Source organism: Flaviramulus aquimarinus, assembly GCF_039543205.1.
Classification (GTDB): domain Bacteria; phylum Bacteroidota; class Bacteroidia; order Flavobacteriales; family Flavobacteriaceae; genus Flaviramulus_B; species Flaviramulus_B aquimarinus.
Genome location: NZ_BAABJH010000001.1, coordinates 1,156,271 through 1,180,414, shown reverse-complemented (window position 1 = coordinate 1,180,414; position 24,144 = coordinate 1,156,271). Strand labels below are relative to the sequence as shown.

The following is a 24,144-nucleotide window of genomic DNA, read 5'->3' as shown; positions in this document are numbered from 1 at the left end:
CATTCTTATTTTTATTAACTATACAGGTATGGAAGTTTCATACTAATTTTTCAATCCATTTTTTTAAATCGTTATCCGACGGATTCCTTAATTTCTTTTCTCCGATGGTAATCGTTGGGAAATTAAGTTTACTGTTTTCGTAAAGGTGTCTTAATGCTTTAGCATGCTCATGATCCAATTCAACATCAAGAAACACATACTCCAAATTCAAATCGTCTAAATACGTTTTGTAGTATTGTGTTTTATGGCATCTTTTGGCACCGTAAAGTTTTATGTCTATTTTCAAAACTCACATGGTTTTTAACAGTTCAATAGCCGCATCTGGATTTAAATGAAAATCTGAAAACACCACATTATCATGTTTATCAATAAACAAAAACCAAGGTGTACCACCTGTTTGGTAGTTAGTCATGATATTAGAAATGGATTGTCCGTCATGACCAGCATCATGCCCAAAAGGTATTTTTAAATCGTATTCCTTTTGGGTTTCAACCATCTTTTCATAAGTATTTGAGTCATGACCTTCAAAAACGGTTTGCACAGCCAAAAACACTATATTATTATTGCTTTTTAAAGCCTCAGCCATTTTTTTTAAATCCGGTAAACCTTTACTGTGGCAACCTGAACACCAACTTTGGAAACAATACACCACTTTAAACTGTCCTTTAAAATGGGATAGTTTTATAGGCTCAATTTTGTATCCATTGGCATCAATCCAATGATGAACCTCAAATTCTGGAGCCTTAAATATATTGGGGTGCTCTAATGCATTAGACATATAATTATCCCTTTCTTTAAATTTAATTTTCATTAATTCTAATTCAATTTATCCGCATGAAGTTTTCTGAGTTTGGCTAACTTTGGTGTTATTACAAAACTACAATAGCCCTGGGTTTGATTATTTCTATAATAATCTTGATGTTCCTTTTCGGCTTCGTAAAAAACATCTAAAGGGCTTATTTCGGTCACTATAGTGTTTTCATAATATGGGGCCACTTCTTTAACCACAAGTTCAGCAATCTCTTTTTGAGCATCATCATGATAATAAATAACCGAACGGTATTGGGTGCCTTTATCGGCACCTTGTCTATTCAAGGTTGTTGGGTCATGGGTTGTCATAAAAATGACTAAAATATCTTCATAAGAAATCACATTCGTATCAAAAGTTATTTGCACCACTTCGGCGTGCCCGGTTAAACCAGAGCATATTTCCCTATAGGTTGGATGTCCTGGAACATGCCCTCCAGAATATCCAGAAACTACGTTTGCTACACCTTTTACTTCTTGAAATACTGCTTCTGTACACCAAAAACAGCCACCACCAAATGTGGCTACTTGTATGTTTTTATCGTTCATGTATTTGCCCTTCTGCCTTTAATTCTCATAAGAATTAAACTCACCTTCCCTTTAAAAAATAGGGAAGGTGTTTATAAATTAATAATTGTTTACTTTGTTTCTAATTGCATGGATTCTGAATTAATGCAATACCGTAATCCGCTAGGTTCTGGGCCATCCGGAAAAACATGACCTAAATGGGCATCGCAGGTATTACACATGACCTCTACACGGACCATACCAAAGGCTGTGTCTCTTTCGTACTTAATAGCGTTATCTTTAATAGGTTGTGTAAAACTTGGCCAACCTGTACCGGAACTGAATTTAATAGTAGAATCAAATAAAGGCGTATTGCAGCATATGCAATTGTATTGGCCTTCATCATAAATACTACAAAGTGCTCCGCTATGTGGGCGTTCTGTACCTTTTTGTCTTGTAATTCTAAATTGCTCTGGAGTTAATTGTGCCTGCCATTCCGTTTCAGTTTTGTCGACACGTTTGTCTGGAGTTGGGTTTCCTTTTACGGAAAAGTTGATAACTTCTTTCCAAGTTAGCATAATATGGGTTCCTTTCTTTTTTTAATTAATTTATAATATGCTTTCAACTCAAAATTGGTCGAAACGTTTATTAAAAACTTACAGGTCTTGATGTCTTAATAAACAATTGAAAGTATTCATGTAATTTACGACAAATATTTACGTTTTAATGCCTATAGTTTTATGTTAAATAAAGTTTAGTATTTTTACTAAATAAATGACACTGTTTTATGGACAAGCTTATTGTTGAAGTCGAAAAGTTTACCACGACCTTATTAAACGAAAAGTTAGATACTTCTTTTTTATATCATAATTTAACGCACACACAGCGTGTTGTTGAAAAAGCAAATTGGTTGGGAGAAGAAGCTGGCTTGAACGATTCTGAAAAACATATCCTTACACTAGCATCGTGGTTACATGATACGGGATATACGGTAAGCATTAAAAACCATGAAGACGAGAGTGTGTCTATTGCCAAGGATTTTCTTAACTCACAGAATTGTCCAGAGGAAGCTATTGCTGCTGTTTGCGATTTGATTTTGGCTACTAAAATGGATTATGTTCCTAAAAACTATTTAGAAAAAATAATACGGGATGCCGATTGTGCCCATATTGGTAGTAAAAGTTATCTTGAAACCTCTGAATTACTCAGAAAAGAATGGGAACTAAACTTCAATAAAACCTTAACGGAATCCGAATGGCTGGATGAAAACATAAATTTTTTATCAACGAAGCATCGCTTTTATACGAATGAAGCCTCTGCAAATTGGGATAAAAGAAAAGGTAAAAACATTTCGGAATTATTGAAAGCCAAAAAAAAGCTAGATGCCGAAAACAAAAAGATTAAGCAGAGAAAAGAGGCCTTAAGCTTTAAAAAAGAAAAGGTGGAGTTACCAGAACGTGGTATTGAAACCATGTTTAGGGTGACTTTAAAAAACCACATGCACCTTAGTAATATTGCAGATACTAAAGCCAATATATTACTGTCGGTTAATGCTATTATTGTGTCTTTGGTTTTATCTAATCTAGTTTCTAAACTGGATAATGCTTCTAATGCGTATCTTATTGTCCCAACTATTATTTTCGTTTTGTTTACCGTGGTTTCCATCATACTTTCAATATTGGCAACTAGGCCAAATATTACCAGTGGGAAGTTTACAAAAGATGATGTGGCCAATAAAAAAGTGAACCTATTGTTCTTTGGAAATTTTCATAAAATGAGTCTTAACGATTTTGAATGGGCTATGGGCGAAATGATGCAAGACCGAGATTACTTGTATTCTTCTATGAAAAAGGATTTATATTTTTTAGGATTGGTTTTAGATAAAAAATATAAAATCCTTCGTCTTACTTATAGCGTTTTTATGGTAGGTATTATTATCAGTGTTGCTGCTTTTGCAATTGCCTTTAAATACTTTGGAGGAATTAATTAAGCTTTAATTTCCTTCATTAAATCATTGTAGGTGTAAAATGCTTTATCTTCTTCGTTTTTATGATATAACACACTTACCCGTATGGCTTTTAAGCCTGTTACAGCTTGTAAATCTTGTAATTCAACAATCTCTACATCTGTGTCCAGATAATTTTTAGACTGTAAAAACTTAATATATCTTAAATATTCGCGCTCGTCTTGTTTTTGAGAATAGACAATTGTTATTTTCCCTTTATCAGTAACTCGGGTGTTTGTCCCTTTTATAAAGGCTTTATCAACTCGCTTTTTTACAATTTCATATCTGGCATTGTAAGTGCCGTCTACATCAAATTGTTTTTCATCCATTCTGAAACTTATGGATAATGGTTGATTGAACACTAAAATCATTGATGCCACATCTAAAGCTACAGGGAATCCAGATTGCATTTGGTAGTAAGTGTTTTCCATTTCGCACATCACCTGCAATTGCCATAATCTTAAATTATAAAGATATATAGGGTTGAACGAATCTTCTTTGGTAATGGATTCACCTATATACATATTATGCTCAACACCATCAGTTTTAAAACGTTCAAAATAATGCGGGTACATCTGTTGGGCTTCTACTTGTTTTTTATCTAAAAGTGCTGCCATTTCTTTATTGATCAGGGCAATGGTGTTGTCGTAATCTTTTCTATGGTTATAAAGTACATCCACCTTTTCATCAATACTATCAAAATAAGCATCAATATCACCTTTTACATTATCTATAGTATAAATATGCTTTAAAACGGGTTCAACCTCGTCTTTAAAAAATTCTGAAATTTGCTGTTCGCTATCTACTTGAAAGTGTGTATTTAACCCTTCTAGATAATCGTTAATTTGATAAATAAACTGCTCGTATATGGGTAAATATTCAATTTTTGAAACTTTTTCAAAAATACTTTTAACAGCATTTAACTGAAGTGTTAAATCCAATCGGGTTGCATTATTTCTAGCTTCGGAAGAACCTTTGATATCTATTTGTCCATAAAGTGGATAAATATTTTCAAACGCTATTTTACTAAACGTAGCCCGCTCACCATTTAGTTCCGATTTAATAAAGTTTTTAGCTTCTTTTTCAAATCGCCAATGGACACTTGGATGGATAGAGGTGCATTCTTTTTGTATAATAGCTTCTATTAAATTTTCTTCATCATTTTTGGATTGCTCTACTGCTGATACTATAAACGGCATAACATCTATGAGTTTATTGGCGTTTATACTGTTTAATACTTGAGGTTTATTTGAAACGATTTCTAGTATGCCCATTAACCCCTTATCATTAGCAATAGGCGCAAAAATGGCGCTTTTTATACCTTGTTTATGTAGGTTTGTTATATGTGGTGCACGTCCTTTAGCTTTGTCAAGCATACTGTCTACATCTGAAACCGTAAAGTATTTGTTGTTTTTTAACAATCTATTATAGGACCATTTGCATAAGGAATCGCCACATTTGGCGCTTTCAGAATTGTTTATAAGAAAGCTATTCATCCCGACGCCATATACACGTTCAAAAGTATCTTCTTCTTTATTATAAATTGAAAAGCCAACTTTAATATCGTTTATTCCCAGAAGTGATCTGAAAATTTCATAAAAACCTTCCATGAAATTTTCATCTTTACGCTTATCTTCTCCAATTAAACTCGATTTAATATTAGAGATGGATTGATCATCTGTAACATCAAAAATATTAGATATTACAAAGCCTTTAAAGATGTAACTGTTTGGAGGGAATTTTTCTTTCCACAAGTCTATATTTTCAAAATTATCTAATAATTGATCATAATCTTCTTTAGTGATCTTTGGTGCGTTATCTGTTGGGATTATTTCTGTAAAATCTGCATTATATAAGATCTTATAAAAATGCAATATGCCATTAGCATCTGGTATTTCGTAATAAAAAGGTCTTTTAAAGTTTAAATTATAACCATAGCAGAAATTTAAAATGATCGTACATGCAATAATGTACTTATCATCTTTTGGCATATTTTTTATGTTAAGCTCAAAATCATTACCTGCAGTTTTGATGATATTTTTAAAACGTTCTGACGAATTAAAAATTAAATCATGAAAAGGAACGGAAGCTGTTTTAATTTCATTCTTGGTCAGTACTGGACTGAATGAATCTTGAAGAATAACACTAATTTCTTTTTTTCTTTCTTCTAATATCGACATATCACTAAACCCTTCTCGTAATTCCGGAAAAGCTTTAGCCGTTTTTAGAATTCTATTGGCTTTGGCAGCAACAAACTCATCATCACTAGTAGCCAAAGTCTCATAAAGATTCAGTAGCTTATTAAAACTAACTTTTAGTTCTAAAGGTGATTCTATATTATCATTAATATCCATGATATTAGATTTTATATGATGCAAAGTTACAAATTATTGTGTTAGTCGTTATTAAATAGACTTCATAACACTAAAAATGTTACAAGTTTTTATGTTAAATTTTGTATTTTTTCACCTTTCAAAATCCTTATAAAACGTGTTGTTTTAAGAGTTATTAACGTATTTGTAATTAAATTGTTCGTAATTTTTTAACCATAAATTTATGAATTTCATAATTTTAAATACCTTTAAAGAAATATTCATTAACTAAAACGTATTATTATGTTTTCAAAAACAAATTTAATTTCTGCTTTTGTTACGGCTTTATGGGGATTTTTTGGCGGTTGGATACTTTGGGGAATGATAGGAGATCCTATTTTAAAAGATCATGCTATTACAGATGGTCTTATGAAAGATATGCCTGATATGGCTATTCTTGCCTTGGGTTGTTTGATTGTTGGGTTTGCTTTTTCAACCATGTATTCCAAATGGGCTAGAGGCACTCATGGGGTTTCTCATGGGGCTCAATTTGGTATTTGGCTTGGTGTACTAATAGGCTTAGGTAGTGGTTTGATAGACCATTCTACAGCCAATTTATTGGACCTTCCTGGAACAATTATAAATGCTGTTATTTACATTGTGCATTTTGTAATCATGGGTATTTTAGCAAGTTTAATTTATGGGAAATTTGCATCAGAAAATTAGTATAAATTGAAGAGTGACTAATTCATAATAATTAAAAGCTTCCTAATTCCAAAATTAATAATAGAAAACAGGAAGCTTTTTTCTTTTCCTCGCCCAAGTTGCTAAGGCGCAAAGCTGTATATGTCGCTAATACTGAATATTAGCTATTCCCTTTTTTGTAATCAGCTAAAAACTTAGCTAAACCAATATCGGTTAATGGGTGCTTTAATAAGCCTTTTATTGCAGATAATGGCCCTGTCATGACGTCACTTCCTAGTTTGGCGCAATCGATAATGTGCATGGTGTGACGTACGGATGCTGCTAAAATTTGAGTTTTAAAACCGTAGTTGTCATAAATCTGTCTAATTTCAGCTATTAAGTTTAAACCATCTGTAGAGATATCGTCCAAACGTCCAATAAATGGCGATACATAGGTGGCTCCTGCTTTAGCTGCTAAAAGGGCTTGTCCGGCAGAAAATACTAATGTAACATTGGTTTTTATACCTTTATCTGAAAAATATTTACAGGCTTTTATACCATCGGCAATAAGTGGTAATTTTACAACGATTTGGGGGTTTAAAGCAGCCAATGCTTCCCCTTCTTTAACCATGCCTTCAAAATCTGTTGAGATGACCTCGGCACTAACGTCGCCTTCAACTAAATCGCAAATACTCTTGTAGTGACCAATAATATTAGCTTCGCCAGTAATGCCTTCTTTGGCCATTAATGAGGGATTTGTCGTTACACCATCTAAAACGCCTAAAGCTTGAGCTTCTGCTATATCATCAAGATTTGCTGTATCTATAAAAAATTTCATATTCTATTTTATTAAAACGTTAGCATTTAAATATTCCATTATATTCTGACTGACTTGCTCTCCGGTGAAACCAAATTTTTCATCTAGTACACTCGCTGGTGCAGAGTAACCAAAATGATCTACGCCAAAAACGTTTCCGTTCTCGCCAACAAGACCTTCTAAATTAACGGGCAATCCTGCTGTTAAACCATATAATGGTTTGTTTTTTGGAATGATACTCTCTTGGTACTCTTTAGACTGTAATCTGAATACGCCTTCTGATATTATGGATGCGATATTGACTTTTAAGCCTTCTTTTTGTTCAAGAATTTGAGCGGCTTCTATTAAGGTTGAAACTTCAGAACCATTTGCAATTAAAACCACATCTGGATTTTCTATTTCTTTTACTAAATAACCTCCTTTTTCTGCTGCTAATGCCTCCTGATATCTTGAGTTGCCTTGAGCTGGAACATCTTTAATACCTTGTCTGGATAGGATTAATCCTGATGGTGTATTGGTATTCTCTAAAGCCATTTTCCATGCGACACTTGTTTCGGCTGAATCTGCAGGACGCATGGCTAAGAAACTATTCTTGCCACTGTGGTTTTTAAGCTTTTCCAATAAACGAATTTGGGCTTCTTGTTCAATAGGTTGGTGTGTTGGTCCATCTTCACCGACTCTAAAGGCATCATGTGTCCAAACATATTTTACACCTAACTCTTGAATGCCACTTAATCGAATAGCGGGTTTCATATAATCTGAAAACACAAAGAATGTGGCTACAACAGGAATACATCCACCATGTAAAGCAATACCGTTTGCAATACATGCCATGGTTAATTCTGCAACACCGGCTTGTAAAAACGATCCGCTAAAGTCCCCTTTTTGTAAGGCAGATGATTTCTTTAAGAAACCATCTGTTTTATCACTATTAGATAAATCGGCTGAAGACACAATCATGTTCTCAACATGTTCCGCTAAATACCCTAATACATTTGATGATGCTACACGTGTTGCTAACCCCGCTTTATGTTCTACGGATTCAAAATCCAGTTCTGGAAGTTGTCCGGATAAGAAGAAATCCAATTTATTAGCTAAGGCTTCATTGGCTTTTCTCCAAGTATTGATTACGGCTTTCTTTTCAGCTGCTTTTACTGTCTTTTCTGCAATTAGGCTTTTATAAAAAGCACTTACGTCGTCATAAATATCAAATGGGTGTTCTATGCTAGCCCCCAGGTTCAATAAGGTCTTTTCGTAATCTGCTCCTGTTGCGCCTATGGGCTGACCGTGCAATTCGCAATAGCCTTCAAACATGCTGCCGTCTGCCGTTACACAACCTTTACCCATGATTGTTTTTCCAATAATTAGCGTTGGTTTTTCTGTTTCGTTATTGGCATCGGTTAATGCTTGTCTGATTTCATCATGATTGTGACCATCTATAGTCACGACCTTCCATCCCCAGGCTTCATATTTTGCTGCGGTATCTTCACTAGTTACTTCATCAGTAGAGGTTGATAATTGAATATCGTTAGAATCAAAGAACATGATAAAATTACTTAAGCCTAAATGCCCTGCAATACGACCGGCGCCTTGTGAGATTTCTTCTTGTATACCACCATCGGAAATAAATCCATAAACTTTATGGTTCATCCAATCGCCAAATCGCGCTTGTAAAAATTTAGCAGCAATGGCTGCTCCAACACCCATAGTATGTCCTTGCCCTAATGGTCCTGATGTGTTTTCTATACCTCTAGCAACATCGACTTCCGGGTGGCCTGGTGTAATAGATCCCCATTGTCTGAAATTGGCAATATCGTCTTTAGCATAGTTTCCTAAAAGATAATATTGCGCGTACATTAAGGTCGATAAATGACCAGCATCCATAAAGAAACGGTCTCTAAATGCCCAGGTCATATCTGACGGGTCATAATTAAAAAATTCTGAATATAGAATGTGCATAAAGTCTGCACCTCCCATTGGGCCACCGGGATGACCTGATTTTGCTTTTTCTACCATAGCCACAGCTAATGCTCTGATATTATCTGCTGCTTGTAAATTAATGTCTTTGTTCATTTTTTTAATTATGATTTTAATATTTAATGGCTTAAAACACATGGTTTGAAAGGCAAAATTTCTTTCAAAAACACATATTTTGCAAATATATAATCTTTAAGTTGTTAGGGGTTACTAAATGATAAAATAATTTAATAACAGGTGTTAACATCTTCTTTATCGAAATGTTATCAAAATAAAAAAGCCAACTTATTTCTAAGTCAGCTTTTCCTTTACAGTGCGGGCGGGGAGACTCGAACTCCCACACCTCGCGGCACTAGATCCTAAGTCTAGCGTGTCTACCAATTCCACCACGCCCGCTGAAGGACTGCAAATATAAACAAGATTTTTAAATTGCAAAGTTTATAGTATCAAAAAACATTCTTTTTTATACTTTTGAATACATCCTTAAAAAACGTTTATGAATAATATTCAATCCTATATTTTAGAACATAAAAACCGATTTTTAAATGAGTTAATAGAACTCCTTAAAATCCCATCTATAAGTGCCGATTCGGCATATAGCCCTGATGTTTTAAAAACAGCAAAAGCTATAAAAACGAGCTTGGAAAAAGCAGGTTGTGATGCTGTAGAAATTTGCAAAACGGATGGCTACCCTATAGTTTATGGTGAAAAAATAATTGACAAAACCCTACCTACGGTTTTAGTTTACGGACATTATGATGTGCAACCGCCAGACCCTATAGATTTATGGGATTCACCACCATTTGAGCCTGTAATTAAGAAAACAGATAAACACCCAGAAGGCGCTATTTATGCACGAGGCGCTTGCGATGATAAAGGGCAAATGTATATGCACGTTAAGGCTATGGAATTTATGACGTCTACAAACCAGTTGCCCTGTAATGTCAAATTTATGATTGAGGGTGAAGAAGAAGTAGGAAGTGCAAATTTGGCAACCTTTGTGAAAAATAATCAAGAGAAGTTAAAGAATGATGTTATTCTTATTTCCGATACGGGTATGATTGCAAATGATGTACCATCAATAACCACAGGATTACGCGGATTAAGTTATGTAGAAGTTGAGGTTACCGGGCCAAACCGCGATTTGCACTCGGGTTTGTACGGTGGGGCTGTGGCTAACCCTATTAATATTTTAACAAAAATGATTGCCTCACTTCATGATGAAAACAATCATATAACTATTCCTGGGTTTTATGATAACGTTGAAGAACTATCAAAAGAAGAACGTGCAGAAATGGCAAAAGCACCTTTCAGTTTAGAACACTACAAAAAAGCTTTAGATATCGGAGCTGTTTACGGAGAAAAGGGGTATTTAACCAATGAGAGAAATTCTATAAGACCAACCTTAGATGTTAATGGTATTTGGGGAGGTTACACAGGCGAAGGTGCAAAAACCGTTATAGCTAGTAAAGCTTATGCTAAAATATCCATGCGGTTAGTGCCAAACCAAGATTGGGAAAATATTACCAAACTTTTTAAAGATCATTTTGAGAGTATAGCTCCCGAGGCTGTTAAAGTTAAAGTTTTGCCACATCATGGTGGACAAGGTTATGTAACACCTATAGATAGTTTGGGTTACAAAGCCGCAAGTAAAGCCTATCAAGATACTTTTGGAAAAACACCAATACCACAACGAAGCGGTGGTAGTATTCCAATCGTATCGCTTTTTGAACAAGAATTAAAAAGTAAAACCATTTTAATGGGTTTTGGATTGGATAGTGATGCCATTCATTCACCAAACGAGCATTTCGGAATATGGAACTACTTGAAAGGTATTGAAACCATTCCGTTGTTTTATAAATATTTCACAGCCTTGTCTCAATAGATTTTAGTGTTAAAAATAAATCAAATTCAATTTTAGAATTTGATTTATTTTTTAATATTGTATTTTTATCACATTATTTAACCCCCTATGAATCCTCTTTAGCAAGAGACTCTCTTTTGTATTTCTCTAATGATTAATAAAAGCAAAGCTGAACTATTGCATTTTACAAACTTCAAAAAGGGTAATGAAAAAGCTTTTGAATATTTTTTTAATAAATACCACGACAATATTTTAGGGTTTTGTATACAATTCATTTATGATAAACCAGAAGCAAAAGGAATAACACAAGAAGCTTTTTTAAACCTATGGATTAAAAAAGAAACCATAAATAAAGTTGAGGGTATAGAATCTTTTCTTTACACATTTGCAAAATCAAAATGTTTAAATGTCATACGGCACAAAAAAGTAAAAGATCGATATAAAAGCAAAACACTAAATGAAAAGGAGCGTGAATTAGATTATCAAATATTAAAATCTATAAAATTTGATTCCTTAGCATTAATAGAATTAGAAGAACTTATATCAAAATCTATCGAAAACCTTCCAGAGAAAACAAGAGCTATTTTTATAAAAAAACGCTTTGAGAACAAAAGAAATTATGAAATAGCCGAAGAATTAAACATAAGTTTAAAAACCGTAGAAGCACACATGACCAAAGCTCTAAAGATTTTAAAAACGAATTTATCTCCTTATTTACCTCTGGTTTTAATACATATGTTTCTACAATAATTATTTTTTTTATAGGGTATTCTTGTTTTTAGGTGTACTTATTTAAAAGCAACAAAAAAAAACACCTTTAAGTCAAGAATACACCAAATATGACAAACCCTAAAGTTTCAGTATTTAAAAATTTAAAATTCAGTAACTTAACAGCTATTTGTATAGGTATTGTATATCTTTGGTTTGGTCTATTAAAGTTTTTCCCCGATTTAAGCCCAGCCGAAGATATAGCTAAACGTACTATTAATGTATTATCATTTGGTTTTATTCCATCTTATATAGCTATAATTCTACTCGCAATTTGGGAAACGGGTCTTGGAATACTGCTTATCATTAATAAGTATAGCCGACTAGCAATACGATTAGCTTTAATTCATATGCTATTCACATTTACGCCATTAATTCTTTTCCCAGAACTAACGTTTAGCGATTCCCCTTTTTCATTTACGCTACTTGGGCAATACATTGTTAAGAATATTATAATAATAAGTGTTTTATTAACTTTATTGAACAAAAACTATAATACGCAAACCTTAAAAGTTAAGTAAACCCAACTGATACTATGATTTTTGAATTGATATATAAATACTTAGATAACCAAGCATCAGAAGAAGAAATTGCTACAATTTTTGAATGGATTGAAGCTTCTGAAACTAATAAAACAACCTTTTTTGATCTAAAAAAATCTTGGGCTTTTACATCAAAAGATGACGAATCTAAACGTGCCGCTTGGAAAAAGATTAGTAAAGAAATATCGCAAAATAAAAAGCGCTATAAATATTGGCGATACGCTGCCGTTATACTCGTTTTAATTGGGTTAGGAAGCGTTTTAAACATAAGTAAATCTTCTAAAAATACAATTACTACGGATCATATAGTTTTAGAATCAGACAATGGAACTGTTAGTTATATTGATTTGGATGAAGAAAAGAAACTTTTAAATATAGAAGGTGCTATTATAGTAGAACAGGAAAGCAATGAAATTGTTTACAAGCCCAATAGAACAAAAACACCTACAGAATACCATACACTGAAAATTCCTAATGGGAAAAATTTAAAAGTTACACTCTCTGATGGCAGTATAGTTCATCTAAATTCTGGAACCATTTTTAAATACCCAAATCAGTTTGCGAATGATAGTAATAGGGAAGTGTATTTAACAGGAGAAGCTTTTTTTGAAGTCGCTAAAGATAAAACACGTCCTTTTTTAGTATATTCTAACCAAGTAGCTGTAGAGGTTTTAGGAACCAAGTTTAACATAAATGCCTATCCAGATAATAAATTTACGGAAACTGTACTTGTTGAAGGTTTGGTTAGTATTTATGAAAGATCAAATAAAGAAGCAAATACCTTACTAGCCCCAAACTATAAAGCAACCTGGAATCAAGTAACCAAAATATTTGATATTGAGAACGTTGATGTTAACATGTATACAGCTTGGACAAAAGGTGAAATTGTCTTTAGGGATGCATCATTTGCTAAAATAACAAAAACGTTAGAACGATCATACAATGTTAAAATTATTAATAATGACGGGTTCTTAGCAGATCAAAAATTCACAGGAACTATTAATATAAGAGAATTTGATATAGATAATATATTGGAATTATTACAAATTGATACACCTTTTGAATATACAAGGCAGGAAAATATGGTTAGAATAAATGCGTCTAGCAAATAGCTTAAGCAAATGGTAAAAAATAGTAATAACTATTATGGATGAATTATTTACAGATTTTTCTTATAAGCTTTTTGTTTGGCAATTATTAATACTTGTGTCAATAGGGCTTTATATGTATTGCTTGGTCGATATCATAAAAAGTGCATTTAGCCAAAAAACTAAAGTTTTTTGGTTTTTTGTAGTGTTACTAGTCCCTTTTTTAGGATCAGTATTGTATTTATTAAAAGGAACAAAACAAAAGAAATTAAACAAAAAAAGCCTCAGTTAGAATAACATTTTCATTATATGAAGTTAAATATTCAATTAAAAATTAAAACAACTGTACTAACACTAAGTGTTATTTTATTTAGTTTATTGAGCTATGCACAAACCGAAACCATTAGCTTAAATTTTAATAACCAATCCTTAGCTACAATTATAAAGTCTATAGAGCAACAATCTTCATATAGAGTTATATTTAATACCGCAAAAATTGATGCCAACAAAAAGTACAGTATCAATATTAAAGATAGTTCATTAGAAAAAGTATTAGGAGACCTTCTTAATGACACTGATGTTTCTTATATAATAAAGGACAACCAAATTCTACTAACACCAAGAGGTATTAGTAGCAATACATCCCTTCAAATACAAGAACGGGTCATTACAGGCACCGTTTTAAGCAAAGTCGATAATTTTCCGCTTCCAGGAGCCACCGTTTTGGTAAAAGGTACGGCCAAAGGCGTTATTACTAACTTAGATGGTAAGTTTGTATACGCATTAAAAGGGCAAACGTTACAAGATAAAATTTTGGTAATATCCTATTTAGGGCATAAAACAATAGAAATTCCTGTAGGTTCTAAATCTAATTTTAATATCTTTTTAGAAGAAGACGTATCCAGTTTAGAAGAAGTCGTTATAACCTCATCCTATGGAACCAAAAAACTTAAAGAAGAAGTTGTTGGTAGTATAACAACAGTAAACCCAAAAGATATTGCAATAGAGCAAGCCGTATCAACCTTTGATGAATTGTTAGAAGGGCAAATAGCAGGTGTTTTAATAGAAACCAATCCACAATTAGGAGAACCTGCGTCAATAAACATTAGAGGTCAAGGCTCGTTAACTCCTTTAACAGGGATAGGCACTTCTACACAACCTTTAATTATTGTTGATGGTATTATTTTATCAGAAGAAACAGGATTGGACGGTAACGCTTTCTTTGATGGTGGTGAAGGTAATTTAGAAGAAAACTTGTTGAATCCGCTAGCACGTGTAGGTGTAGAAGATATTGAAAGTTTCAATGTTTTAAAAGATGCCGCAGCAGTTGGTTTATATGGTGCCGATGCGGCAAATGGAGTCATTATAATAACTACAAAATCGGGAAAAAAAGGGAGCTTACGCTATACCGCTTCAATTACATCTGGTGTAACAACATCTTTTAATGGTCTTAAATACTTAAACGGAGAACAATATCAAGCAGTGATAAATGAATATAGAATTAATAATGGGGAGTTAAGCAGTGTACAACCTTGGAATGGTGTTAATACCGATTGGTTTGATTTATTAAATGAAACGGGACGCTTTAATAGGTATAATTTTGGTGCCTCTGGTGGTGCTGGTAATTGGGGGTATCGCTTTAATATTGGATATCAATCTACAGACGAAGCTCAAAAAGAAAATACCTATGAAAGATTAAATTCATCCCTTTCTTTAGATTTTAGAAACGATAAGTTCAAAGCCAGTTTACGTGTTTCGCCTTCTCTGGCAGAAAAAAATGATCCCAATAAATTGTATTCCTTTGCGTTACCTCCAAATATTGCGCCTTATGATGAAAATGGAGGTTTCACACCGTTTAATACTTTTGGGAACCCATTGGCAGTTGCATCTCAAAATATATCGGAATCTAAAACTTTTGCTGTTTTAGGAAGCCTTAATTTAGAATACCATATTTTAGAAAACCTAAGATTCTCAACACTTTTTGGAATGGATTTTTCCAAAAAGGATGAAGACAAATTCTTTTCGGGTTTAAATGGTTCTGGACAATTTAATGATGGAACTTTTGGCAGACGCTTTTTAAGAGATAGAGACACACAACGTTGGAATTGGAATGCCTCATTATATTATGATACCGTATTTAATAAAAATCATTCATTTGATGCCCTTATTGGTTTAGAAACACGCCAAGAAAAAGTAGAGTTCGCTTATGCTCGTGGAAATGGATTTGATGATTTTACTACGCCTCAACCAGTTGAAATAGCTGAAAAACAAGATTATGAAAGCGACAGTTCTGAAACCACAGGACGATCATTTTTTTCGCAATTGAATTACAATTTCGATAAAAAGTATTTTTTATTGGTAAACTTTAGAATTGACCAAAGTTCGGCTTTTGGAACTGATAACGATACCGCGTTTAATGGAGGTATAGGAGCAAGCTGGAATATTAGTAATGAGTCTTTTTTAGAAACTAGCGAATTTGTAGACTTTTTAAGTCTTAGAGCAAGTTATGGTACTACCGGAAATTCTAGAATTGGTTCTTATCGTGCTTTAGGGTTGTATACTGTTAGAGAAAATGGGTATAATGGTTCAGAAAATTATGCTAACCTAACTTCTGCCCCAAACCCAAACTTAGGCTGGGAAACCAATAAGAAATTTAATGTCGGTATTGATTTTAACTTTCTAAACAAATTTAAATTCACAACAGATTTCTTTAAAGATGTTATAATCGATCAAATTGTATCAAGAAATGTTATCGTAGAAACAGGGTTTAGTTCTGCACAAATTAATGGAGCAGAAATGTATAATCAAGGAATTGAGTTTAGTTTAAGCTCACAATGGTTTAAAAATGATGATTTTTCCTGGAGTACTAATTTTAATTTCACTAAAATAAAGAACAAAGTAACCTCGCTTACTGGTTTAGGTTCAGACTTTTCTGCTGCAGAAAGAGGAAGATCTCAAACTATAGGTTTTCCTACTTCCGCCATTTGGGGTTATGAGTTTGTTGGAATAGACCCAGCAACAGGACGTGAATTAATTAATGTTGATGGCCAAATATATGATAGTGCTACTGTAGATAGTGAATTTGATTCTTCAAATTGGAAGCCAATTGGAGACTCACAACCCGAATTTTTTGGAGGTCTTAGAAATAGCATTACTTATAAAGACTTTAATTTAAACATTATTATGTCTTACACCTATGGTGCTGATTTTTTAGTAGACCGAGAACTCTTTGATCAGTATAGGGTTATTACAAATAGAAATATTAGTGTAAACGTTATTGAAGATGCTTGGTTTAATCCAGGTGATGATGCCATCCACCCAGTAATTGTAAACAACAATAGACTTATTTCTAATACTACAAAATCTATTTTTGATAGTTCGCATATAAAACTTAAGTCAGTTAGTCTGAGTTACAATATGCCAGTTAAAAAATATAATCTGCCGTTAAGATCTTTAAGTTTTATCCTAAATGGATCAAACCTACATTATTGGTTTAAAGACAAAAGCCCAAAAGGAAAAAATGGAGTGGCCGAATTTAGAAATAGTTATCCTGAAATGCGAACATTTACTTTAGGTATTAAAACTACATTTTAAGCTATGAAAAAAGAACAATTATACATCATCATATTTACAAGTATCTGTTTGTTTTCTTGTAGCGATTTTTTAGTTCAAGAACCCGATGTACAAATTTCAATTAATGAACAATTAAGCACAAAAGAAGGTGTTTTTCAAGCTCTTAATGGGGTTTACAGAGACATCGAAGCTTTATTGTCTTCAAGAGAAATTGTTTATGCAGACGTACAAGGGGGGAATATCACATTTACACCAGGATCAAACGATAATCTAATAGATATTCCTGATGTTATTGAAAACAGTTATGAGTTTTCAGATCAAGAAGCAGAATCGGATTATGCTGGATATTATCAAGATTTATATGATATTATAAACCAAGCAAATATTATTTTAGAACGGTTTGAAGACTATACGTTTCTAAATTCAGATGAAAAAAACCAACTGCAAGCAGAACTCTTAACCATTAGAGCTTTTGCACACTACCAAGTCGCAATTCATTATGCGCAACAGTATGGCTTTACAACAGATGGTGCTCATTTGGGAGTGGTTTATAATACAGTCCCTTTAATTGCTGGAGTAGATTTTCCATCAAGGACTAATTTAAATGAAACTTATAACCTTATAAAAACAGATTTAGATGCTGCCTTAAGCTTATATACAAATTCTCAAGTGCTTTCTGGACCAAATTATTCTTATTTCAATAGCATTACTACACAAGCCTTATATGCTAGAATTGCTTTGCAAATGAATGATTGGGAACAAGCCTTCGATTTTTCTAATGCGGTAATAATGACCTCTGGAATTTCTTTAACATCAAAAGACAACTATATTTTAGAATGGGAATTTGATGAAGAACCCATTAATGAAATTATTTTAGAGTTTTCCGCTCCAAGAACATCGGAAGGTGATGTGTCTTCAAGTATTTCATCGCATTTTATATATAATTCGAGTGATAATTATGCAGACTATGTGGCATCAAACGATTTATTAAATCTTTATAGTGATGACGACATTAGATCCAATATGTTTTTAGAAATAAACTTACCGACCATTATAAATGGATTTGAATCAGATTTACCATATTATTTCACCAAAAAATTTCAAGGTGATGCGGGTACAACTTTAATACGACTTTCAGAAATATATTTAATTAGATCTGAAGCTAATTTTATGCTAACAAGGCCTGCTGATGCATTAACCGATTTAAACACTATAAGGGAACGCTCTAATTTATTGCCATTGGATAATACGTCAGATATTTTAGAAAATATCTTTTTAGAACGTAGAAGAGAGCTTGCCTTTGAAGGGCATCTGTTATTTGATATTGCACGCTATAAAAAAGATGTCACTAGAAATTTAGATTGTATAGCAAATACTTGTAACCTTAGTTATCCGTCAAACTTTTTTGTTCTGCCAATACCAGCAAGCAGTACAGATTTAAACGAAAAAATAGAACAAAATGAAGGCTATTAAATTATTTACCCTTTTAGGTTTGCTAATAATATTGTCTTGTAGCAATAATGATGATAACAAACTATTTAGTGCAAATGGCGAGCCATTTATTCGCTTTTTTCTTGTCGTAGACTCCAATAATAATGTTTTAGAATTCCCCGAAGTAGATGGTCGTTTTGTAGCCATTTCAAATTATGAAAAAAGTAATTTAAGGACATTAAAAATTCCTGTGGTAATGTCATCTTCAAAATTGGTTAAAAATACAACAGCTACTTTTGAAACCAATATAACTGGAGACATAGGTTTAGAGATATCGCCTCAAGAAACACTCAATTTTACACCAGAAAAATTAGTGGATACTATTTATGTTAATGTTAACAGTGACTATGATATTACACAAACCCAGAAACTTAAATTAAAGCTTACTAATGTTAGCGATCCATCAATAAACATTGGCATTCAAAATAGTTTAGAGCCAAATAACGAATTGACTGTTGATTTTGTTGAACTTGATTTTCTAGAATATACATTTGAAGAAAATAGGATTGAGGTTTCAGGAGAGCAGGGTGAGGTTGTTGAATTTAATGTTAATTTTCCTTTTGGAGTCATTCCAGAAGAAATTGATGACAATGCTATTTTTGAATTCCTCAATGGGTTTGATTATACAATTACAAGAATAGGCGTTAATGACAATCGTACTTCGATAGCATATGCCTTAACTTTAAATGAAAACATTCAAAATGATGAAATTCTTTACCAATCCATTATTACTTTAATAGATACCGAGAATTACAGTGCGACTGGCAATAACATATTACAAATCGTAAAACCCATTAAAATAGAAAGAGACATTAATGCCAATCCTGCTACCAATTTTTATAACCTTGCCGATTCATTCCATAGAACTTATGGAGAACATTGGAATGATTTCAATAATGATGGTATTTGTGTTTGGCAATTCTTTTTTGCCTTTTCGTATCCAGTTGTAGTAGATGCCGATAATCCAAATGCCATACTTTATGATGACTTGGGAACGGAGGATACAACAGATGATATTTATCATCATGCCTTTCAAGTAGGGTTTAGGAGTACACGATCTACCACCACAACAAATTCATTTAATTTAAAACGCTATTTTACCAACGAATCTACATCCTTTGCAAATTCCCCAGGATTTGATGTCTTTCCAGCAATAGAATTTTTTCCTGAAAACGGAACGAGTACAACCAATGGCACTGTGCTTATAATACCACAGTTCCTGAAAATTACTGGCTCCAATGATAACAGTTATAATATTGCCATTGCCGGCGCAGGAACCTATCAAGAAATAAGCCCTGGTTTATTTGAAATTACCATGGAATTAAAACTAACAAACGATGCTCTTTTTGGGGGAACCATTACTTCTGAATATAGGTTGTATAACAACAATTCTTACACCGAGCCAGATCCATTAACTACAAACACGTGCGTTACTGAAACCGACTTATAAGCTTATGAAGATTAAATACAACATATTCATATTAGTAGTACTTCTCTTTTTGTCATGTAAAGAAAGTAAAGAAGAAACCTATACAAACATTGAAAATCTCAGAGTACTTTATTCTAGCGGTGATGCCACAGCATGGCCCAAACCAACTTTAGATTCTTTAATAGACAAAAGAACATTTATAGATATAGGTGTATTGCCAGAAATAACCTTTCCAAAAGACAATACATACTCCAAGGAAAAAGTAGCATTAGGGAAAACCTTGTTCTTCGATCCTAGACTTTCGGTAAGCGGACAAATAGCTTGTGCCTCCTGCCATAATCCAGAACTTGCTTGGACAGATAATACCACACGTAGTTTTGGGCATGATAGGCAAACAGGAGGCCGTAATTCTATGACCATACTAAACTCAGGCTATGCACACACATTATTTTGGGATGGTCGTGCTTCAAGTTTAGAAGATCAAGCTAGGTTTCCTATTGGAGATCCATTAGAAATGAATGAGCAGTTAAATATAGCTGTGGATAAAATTTCTGAAATAGAAGGGTATAAACCGCTATTTGAAGGTGCATTTGGAAATGATTCCGTATCTTTAAAACGCATACAATATGCCATAGCTACTTTTGAGCGTACCATAAAAAGTCCAAAAAGTAAATTTGATAAATTTATTAGTGGCAAATCCGATAAATTCACTGATGAAGAAGTGTTAGGGTTGCATTTATTTAGAACCAAAGCGCAATGTATTAATTGCCATAACACACCCTATTTTAGCGACAATAAATTTCATAATGATGGTCAAACGTTGTTTGGAACTAAAAATGAGGATTTTGGCAGATATAATGTCACAAAAAATATAGATGATATTGGCAAGTTTAGAACGCCTACCATTCGAGAAGTATCAAGAACAGGGCCATGGATGCATAATGGACATTTTCCTAGCCTACTGGATATTGTAGAGTTTTATAATCTAGGAAACCCAGCAGTAATACAAAAAAAATATCTTGGTACAGCAAGAGATTCTTTAATACCAAAACCATCACCCTTTTCTAGAAAATTACATCTAGATAAAACAGAATTAAATGCTTTAATAGCATTTATGGAAACATTAAGTACACCTACCAGACGGATATTATTACCAGAATTACCAAAATAAATTAATAACATTTTAAAACCAAAATTATGAAAACACGATTACTTACATGCTTAGCGATGACATTAGCCTTAACAATGAATGCTCAAGTTACTATTGTTAAAGAAATTAATGATAGCGGATCATCTAGTTCATCACCAAATAATTTGACCGTTTATAACGGTAAAATATATTTCGGCGCAGATGATTCTAGTGGATCAAACACTCCAGGGGGTATGGATTTAGGAAGAGAGCTATGGGTTACTGACGGAACTGAAGTAGGTACTGCCTTTGTAAAAGATTTAAGAACAGGATCAGGTTCTTCTTCACCTGGCAACTTTTTTGAGTTGGGTGGCACCTTATATTTCTCTGCTAATTCCGGGTCTGGTAATGTATTATTTAGCTCAGATGGAACAGAACCTAATACAAGTGCTACCGGAGGAGATTTTATATTTAATGCATTAGATGTAAGTGGCCTAATTTATTATATAAATACAGTAGATAGTAATGCCTTATATACGTTTGATGGTACTACACAAACTAAAGTAGCTAATGTAGGAGCAGAAGATGTTCAGTTTGCCGGTGGAGCATTTACATTTTTTAACAATAAAATACTAGGATATGGGTTTACTGCTACCGATGACCCAACTATTGGTAGAGAGCTTTATGAGTATGACCCAGCTACTGATACATATACCTTAGTTAAAGATATAACTGGAGATGATGCAAACTCTGGAATTAGTAATTTTACAATTGTTGGAAGTGAATTATATTTTGAGGCAACAGGTCAATTATGGAAAACTGACGGAACTGGTGTAGGTACAATTGCAGTTTCTATGGCTTCTGGGGCTAGTGGTGTCAATAATTTATTTGCATGGAATGGCGATGTATACTTTGAAGGAGACACAGGTAGTGGTGATCAATTGTGGAAATATGATCCAACTGGAGACACACTAACAAATTTAAGTAACTTAACAGGAACTAACACAAATCATGACCCTTCAGATTATGCAGTATATGATGGGTTTTTATATTACAGAGGTGAAGATGCTAATGATACAGACGGGCATTTATTTAGAACAGACGGGACTACTATTGCGCAATTAGATTCTTCTATAAAGGATGTTGATGAAATTACTGTTTTAAATGATGTACTTTATTTTGAAGGAGATAATGGTACAACAGGTAATGAACTATATAGTTTTAATCCAGCAACGCTTTCAATCAACGACAATAAGGCAGAACTAGTAAAAGTTTTTCCTAATCCAGCAAATGACCATATTATGGTATCTAAGCAACTAATAAATGCAAAATATAGTATTCATGATGTTACTGGAAAAACTATAAAAGAAGGTGTAATTAACTCTGAAAAAGTAAATTTAAACCTAGGAAGTGGCTTATACTTATTTAAAGTTAAAACTGAGTTAAGTACCATAACAAAAAAGATTATTATTAAATAATGTTTTTTGCAATAACCTAATAGAAAAGCCCCGATTTTCGGGGCTTAATTTCTCGAATTTAGTTAACTTGTTCTATTGTATAATTTTTTAAGCTAACCATTATGAAAAATCGATTACTACTTTTATTGACTTTAATCCCTTTTTTAGCCATGGGCCAAATTACCGAACTTGTCGATATTAATTCAGGAGTTGAGGATTCCTCTCCGAGTGATTTCTTCGTAGATGCTTCCAGTAGGTTGTTTTTTCAAGCCGATAATGGTACCGATGGTAATGAGTTATATGTTTATGATGGTTCTAATGCAACTCTTATTGATATAAATACAGCTGGGTCTTCAAATTCAAACCCAAGATATTTTATAGAATTCAACAACAAAATCTATTTCAGAGCTTCTGATGATGCTAATAAAACAGAATTATGGGTAACAGACGGAACAAGTGGAAATACTTATCTAATAGCAGATATAAATACCAGTGGGCCGAGTAGTCCAAATCATTTATTTGTTTTTAATGGTGAACTGTATTTTACGGTATTAGATGGTCCTAGTCTTCAAATATGGGCTTTAAATGGCGAAACACCTGTTAAATTTACAACTAATAATTCTGGAGGGTTTGCATCACACTCCTATCCGCATGTTACAGCTACGGGTGTTTACATGAGAGTAAATGATGGTAACGGAAATGAGCTGTCCTTTTTTAATGGTACTGGAAATTCTACTGAAATTTTAGATATTAGACCTGGGGGCGATGCTGGAATGTTAGTTTCCTCAGACCGAGAAAATATAGAATTATTGGGTAATAAGTTATTTTTTGAAGCAGACTCTTCAGGAAGTGATGATGAATTGTGGGTTTCTGATGGCACAGCTATTGGAACGTTCCAAGTTGGTTTTACCAATCCTTCTGGATCTGGAGATCCTGATTATTTTGAAGTTCATCAAGGTGACATGTTTTTTGCAAGTGAAGATGCCAATGGTTATCAATTATGGAAATCTGATGGAACTGTTATTGGAACCGTATTAGTTTCTGATATGAATTCTGGAGGAAATGGTGCTGTTAAAAATTTATTTTCAGACGGTACAAATTTATATTTTAGTGCAACCAATGGAACAGATGGAGAAGAGTTATGGAAATATGACGGTACAACAACATCAATGTTAAAAGATATCAATGTATCAGGAGACTCATCACCTAGCAATTTCATGTCGTTAAATGGACTGGTCTATTTTTCGGCTAACGACGGAACAGGTGTAAAATTATGGATGACTGATGGAACAAATGGAGGAACAGTGTCAGTAGCGTCCCTATTTGGTTCCGGAGAAGACCCAACAGATGTTGATGAACTTATAATCCGTGATAGTAAATTGATATTTTCTGGAACTGGAGCTAATGGTAATGAGCTTTTTAGTTTTAATCCAGCAACACTATCCACTAAAGCTAATGTAGCGAGTATTGTATCTGTATTTCCAAATCCAACTTCAGACTATATTCAAGTATCAAAAGAGGTGCTAAATTTTCCATATACAATTTATAATATGACTGGTAAAACAGTAAAAGAAGGCACTATTACTTCAGAAAGAATAGATTTAAAACTAACTAGTGGGTTGTACGTATTTAAAGTTAAAACTGAATTAAGTACCGTAACAAAAAAGATTATAATTAAATAACCAACCCCTTTT

20 protein-coding genes and 1 tRNA gene are annotated in these 24,144 nt (G+C 33.3%); 13 read left to right on the top strand and 8 right to left on the bottom strand.

Features of this window, described 5'->3' with window-relative positions:
* Window positions 1-37: 37 nt before the first annotated feature.
* The 4 genes from ABD941_RS05465 to msrB form a co-directional block, all read right to left on the bottom strand.
* Window positions 38-286 (bottom strand): glutaredoxin family protein, encoded by a 249-nt coding sequence (locus tag ABD941_RS05465; protein ID WP_345273022.1) that lies wholly within the window; start codon window positions 284-286, stop codon window positions 38-40.
* Window positions 287-289: 3 nt separating this feature from the next.
* Window positions 290-811 (bottom strand): peroxiredoxin family protein, encoded by a 522-nt coding sequence (locus ABD941_RS05460; RefSeq protein ID WP_345273021.1) that lies wholly within the window; start codon window positions 809-811, stop codon window positions 290-292.
* Between the two features lie 5 nt (window positions 812-816).
* Complete coding sequence (gene msrA, locus ABD941_RS05455) at window positions 817-1,356, bottom strand: peptide-methionine (S)-S-oxide reductase MsrA (RefSeq protein WP_345273020.1); 540 nt, start codon at window positions 1,354-1,356, stop codon at window positions 817-819.
* An 89-nt stretch (window positions 1,357-1,445) separates the two neighbouring features.
* Entirely contained in the window at window positions 1,446-1,892 is a 447-nt protein-coding gene (msrB, locus tag ABD941_RS05450) for a peptide-methionine (R)-S-oxide reductase MsrB (RefSeq protein WP_345273019.1), read from the bottom strand.
* Window positions 1,893-2,101: 209 nt separating this feature from the next.
* Between msrB and ABD941_RS05445 the strand changes: the two genes are divergently transcribed.
* Entirely contained in the window at window positions 2,102-3,304 is a 1,203-nt protein-coding gene (locus ABD941_RS05445) for a Pycsar system effector family protein (protein ID WP_345273018.1), read from the top strand.
* On the opposite strand, the gene ABD941_RS05440 is transcribed toward ABD941_RS05445, so the two are convergent.
* Entirely contained in the window at window positions 3,301-5,673 is a 2,373-nt protein-coding gene (locus ABD941_RS05440; protein ID WP_345273017.1) for a GAF domain-containing protein, read from the bottom strand. The genes ABD941_RS05445 and ABD941_RS05440 overlap by 4 nt on opposite strands.
* 261 nt (window positions 5,674-5,934) lie before the next feature.
* On the opposite strand from ABD941_RS05440, the gene ABD941_RS05435 reads away from it, so the two are divergent.
* Window positions 5,935-6,357 (top strand): hypothetical protein, encoded by a 423-nt coding sequence (locus ABD941_RS05435; protein ID WP_345273016.1) that lies wholly within the window; start codon window positions 5,935-5,937, stop codon window positions 6,355-6,357.
* A gap of 139 nt (window positions 6,358-6,496) precedes the next feature.
* Here the strand turns inward: ABD941_RS05435 and fsa are convergent, their stop codons facing one another.
* The 3 genes from fsa to ABD941_RS05420 form a co-directional block, all read right to left on the bottom strand.
* Complete coding sequence (gene fsa / locus ABD941_RS05430) at window positions 6,497-7,153, bottom strand: fructose-6-phosphate aldolase (protein ID WP_345273015.1); 657 nt, start codon at window positions 7,151-7,153, stop codon at window positions 6,497-6,499.
* A 3-nt stretch (window positions 7,154-7,156) separates the two neighbouring features.
* A complete protein-coding gene (locus tag ABD941_RS05425; RefSeq protein WP_345273014.1) occupies window positions 7,157-9,205 on the bottom strand; it encodes a transketolase family protein in 2,049 nt (682 codons plus the stop codon).
* A gap of 218 nt (window positions 9,206-9,423) precedes the next feature.
* Window positions 9,424-9,505: transfer RNA gene (locus tag ABD941_RS05420), tRNA-Leu, on the bottom strand.
* 100 nt (window positions 9,506-9,605) lie between these two features.
* On the opposite strand from ABD941_RS05420, the gene ABD941_RS05415 reads away from it, so the two are divergent.
* From ABD941_RS05415 to ABD941_RS05365, 11 genes are all read left to right on the top strand, one after another.
* Window positions 9,606-10,994 carry a dipeptidase gene (locus tag ABD941_RS05415; protein WP_345273013.1) on the top strand — a complete coding sequence of 463 codons (1,389 nt, stop codon included), beginning with the start codon at window positions 9,606-9,608 and terminating at the stop codon, window positions 10,992-10,994.
* Window positions 10,995-11,123: 129 nt separating this feature from the next.
* Window positions 11,124-11,723, top strand: a complete 600-nt coding sequence (locus ABD941_RS05410; protein WP_345273012.1) for an RNA polymerase sigma-70 factor — start codon at window positions 11,124-11,126, stop codon at window positions 11,721-11,723.
* Window positions 11,724-11,812: 89 nt separating this feature from the next.
* The gene (locus tag ABD941_RS05405; RefSeq protein ID WP_345273011.1) at window positions 11,813-12,262 is read left to right on the top strand and encodes a DoxX family membrane protein; all 450 of its coding nucleotides are present in this window, start codon (window positions 11,813-11,815) and stop codon (window positions 12,260-12,262) included.
* Window positions 12,263-12,276: 14 nt separating this feature from the next.
* Window positions 12,277-13,395, top strand: coding sequence for a FecR family protein (locus ABD941_RS05400; RefSeq protein WP_345273010.1), 1,119 nt, complete (start codon window positions 12,277-12,279; stop codon window positions 13,393-13,395).
* Between the two features lie 34 nt (window positions 13,396-13,429).
* Window positions 13,430-13,663 (top strand): PLDc N-terminal domain-containing protein, encoded by a 234-nt coding sequence (locus tag ABD941_RS05395; protein ID WP_345273009.1) that lies wholly within the window; start codon window positions 13,430-13,432, stop codon window positions 13,661-13,663.
* 17 nt (window positions 13,664-13,680) lie between these two features.
* Window positions 13,681-16,965, top strand: a complete 3,285-nt coding sequence (locus ABD941_RS05390; RefSeq protein ID WP_345273008.1) for a SusC/RagA family TonB-linked outer membrane protein — start codon at window positions 13,681-13,683, stop codon at window positions 16,963-16,965.
* 3 nt (window positions 16,966-16,968) lie between these two features.
* Complete coding sequence (locus ABD941_RS05385) at window positions 16,969-18,417, top strand: RagB/SusD family nutrient uptake outer membrane protein (RefSeq protein ID WP_345273007.1); 1,449 nt, start codon at window positions 16,969-16,971, stop codon at window positions 18,415-18,417.
* On the top strand, window positions 18,404-19,885 hold the full coding sequence (locus tag ABD941_RS05380) for a hypothetical protein (RefSeq protein ID WP_345273006.1): 1,482 nt from the start codon (window positions 18,404-18,406) through the stop codon (window positions 19,883-19,885). The genes ABD941_RS05385 and ABD941_RS05380 overlap by 14 nt, the downstream gene beginning before the upstream one ends.
* Window positions 19,886-19,889: 4 nt before the next feature.
* The gene (locus ABD941_RS05375) at window positions 19,890-21,035 is read left to right on the top strand and encodes a cytochrome-c peroxidase (RefSeq protein WP_345273005.1); all 1,146 of its coding nucleotides are present in this window, start codon (window positions 19,890-19,892) and stop codon (window positions 21,033-21,035) included.
* A gap of 26 nt (window positions 21,036-21,061) precedes the next feature.
* On the top strand, window positions 21,062-22,471 hold the full coding sequence (locus ABD941_RS05370) for a DUF5050 domain-containing protein (RefSeq protein ID WP_345273004.1): 1,410 nt from the start codon (window positions 21,062-21,064) through the stop codon (window positions 22,469-22,471).
* A gap of 101 nt (window positions 22,472-22,572) precedes the next feature.
* A complete protein-coding gene (locus ABD941_RS05365) occupies window positions 22,573-24,132 on the top strand; it encodes a T9SS type A sorting domain-containing protein (RefSeq protein WP_345273003.1) in 1,560 nt (519 codons plus the stop codon).
* Window positions 24,133-24,144: the final 12 nt, after the last annotated feature.

Coding starts and splice junctions, on each gene's coding strand:
- ABD941_RS05460 (WP_345273021.1), bottom strand. CDS start 811: ATGAAAATTAAATTTAAAGAAAGGGATAATTATATGTCTAATGCATTA.
- msrA (WP_345273020.1), bottom strand. CDS start 1,356: ATGAACGATAAAAACATACAAGTAGCCACATTTGGTGGTGGCTGTTTT.
- msrB (WP_345273019.1), bottom strand. CDS start 1,892: ATGCTAACTTGGAAAGAAGTTATCAACTTTTCCGTAAAAGGAAACCCA.
- ABD941_RS05445 (WP_345273018.1), top strand. CDS start 2,102: ATGGACAAGCTTATTGTTGAAGTCGAAAAGTTTACCACGACCTTATTA.
- ABD941_RS05440 (WP_345273017.1), bottom strand. CDS start 5,673: ATGGATATTAATGATAATATAGAATCACCTTTAGAACTAAAAGTTAGT.
- ABD941_RS05435 (WP_345273016.1), top strand. CDS start 5,935: ATGTTTTCAAAAACAAATTTAATTTCTGCTTTTGTTACGGCTTTATGG.
- fsa (WP_345273015.1), bottom strand. CDS start 7,153: ATGAAATTTTTTATAGATACAGCAAATCTTGATGATATAGCAGAAGCT.
- ABD941_RS05425 (WP_345273014.1), bottom strand. CDS start 9,205: ATGAACAAAGACATTAATTTACAAGCAGCAGATAATATCAGAGCATTA.
- ABD941_RS05415 (WP_345273013.1), top strand. CDS start 9,606: ATGAATAATATTCAATCCTATATTTTAGAACATAAAAACCGATTTTTA.
- ABD941_RS05410 (WP_345273012.1), top strand. CDS start 11,124: ATGATTAATAAAAGCAAAGCTGAACTATTGCATTTTACAAACTTCAAA.
- ABD941_RS05405 (WP_345273011.1), top strand. CDS start 11,813: ATGACAAACCCTAAAGTTTCAGTATTTAAAAATTTAAAATTCAGTAAC.
- ABD941_RS05400 (WP_345273010.1), top strand. CDS start 12,277: ATGATTTTTGAATTGATATATAAATACTTAGATAACCAAGCATCAGAA.
- ABD941_RS05395 (WP_345273009.1), top strand. CDS start 13,430: ATGGATGAATTATTTACAGATTTTTCTTATAAGCTTTTTGTTTGGCAA.
- ABD941_RS05390 (WP_345273008.1), top strand. CDS start 13,681: ATGAAGTTAAATATTCAATTAAAAATTAAAACAACTGTACTAACACTA.
- ABD941_RS05385 (WP_345273007.1), top strand. CDS start 16,969: ATGAAAAAAGAACAATTATACATCATCATATTTACAAGTATCTGTTTG.
- ABD941_RS05380 (WP_345273006.1), top strand. CDS start 18,404: ATGAAGGCTATTAAATTATTTACCCTTTTAGGTTTGCTAATAATATTG.
- ABD941_RS05375 (WP_345273005.1), top strand. CDS start 19,890: ATGAAGATTAAATACAACATATTCATATTAGTAGTACTTCTCTTTTTG.
- ABD941_RS05370 (WP_345273004.1), top strand. CDS start 21,062: ATGAAAACACGATTACTTACATGCTTAGCGATGACATTAGCCTTAACA.
- ABD941_RS05365 (WP_345273003.1), top strand. CDS start 22,573: ATGAAAAATCGATTACTACTTTTATTGACTTTAATCCCTTTTTTAGCC.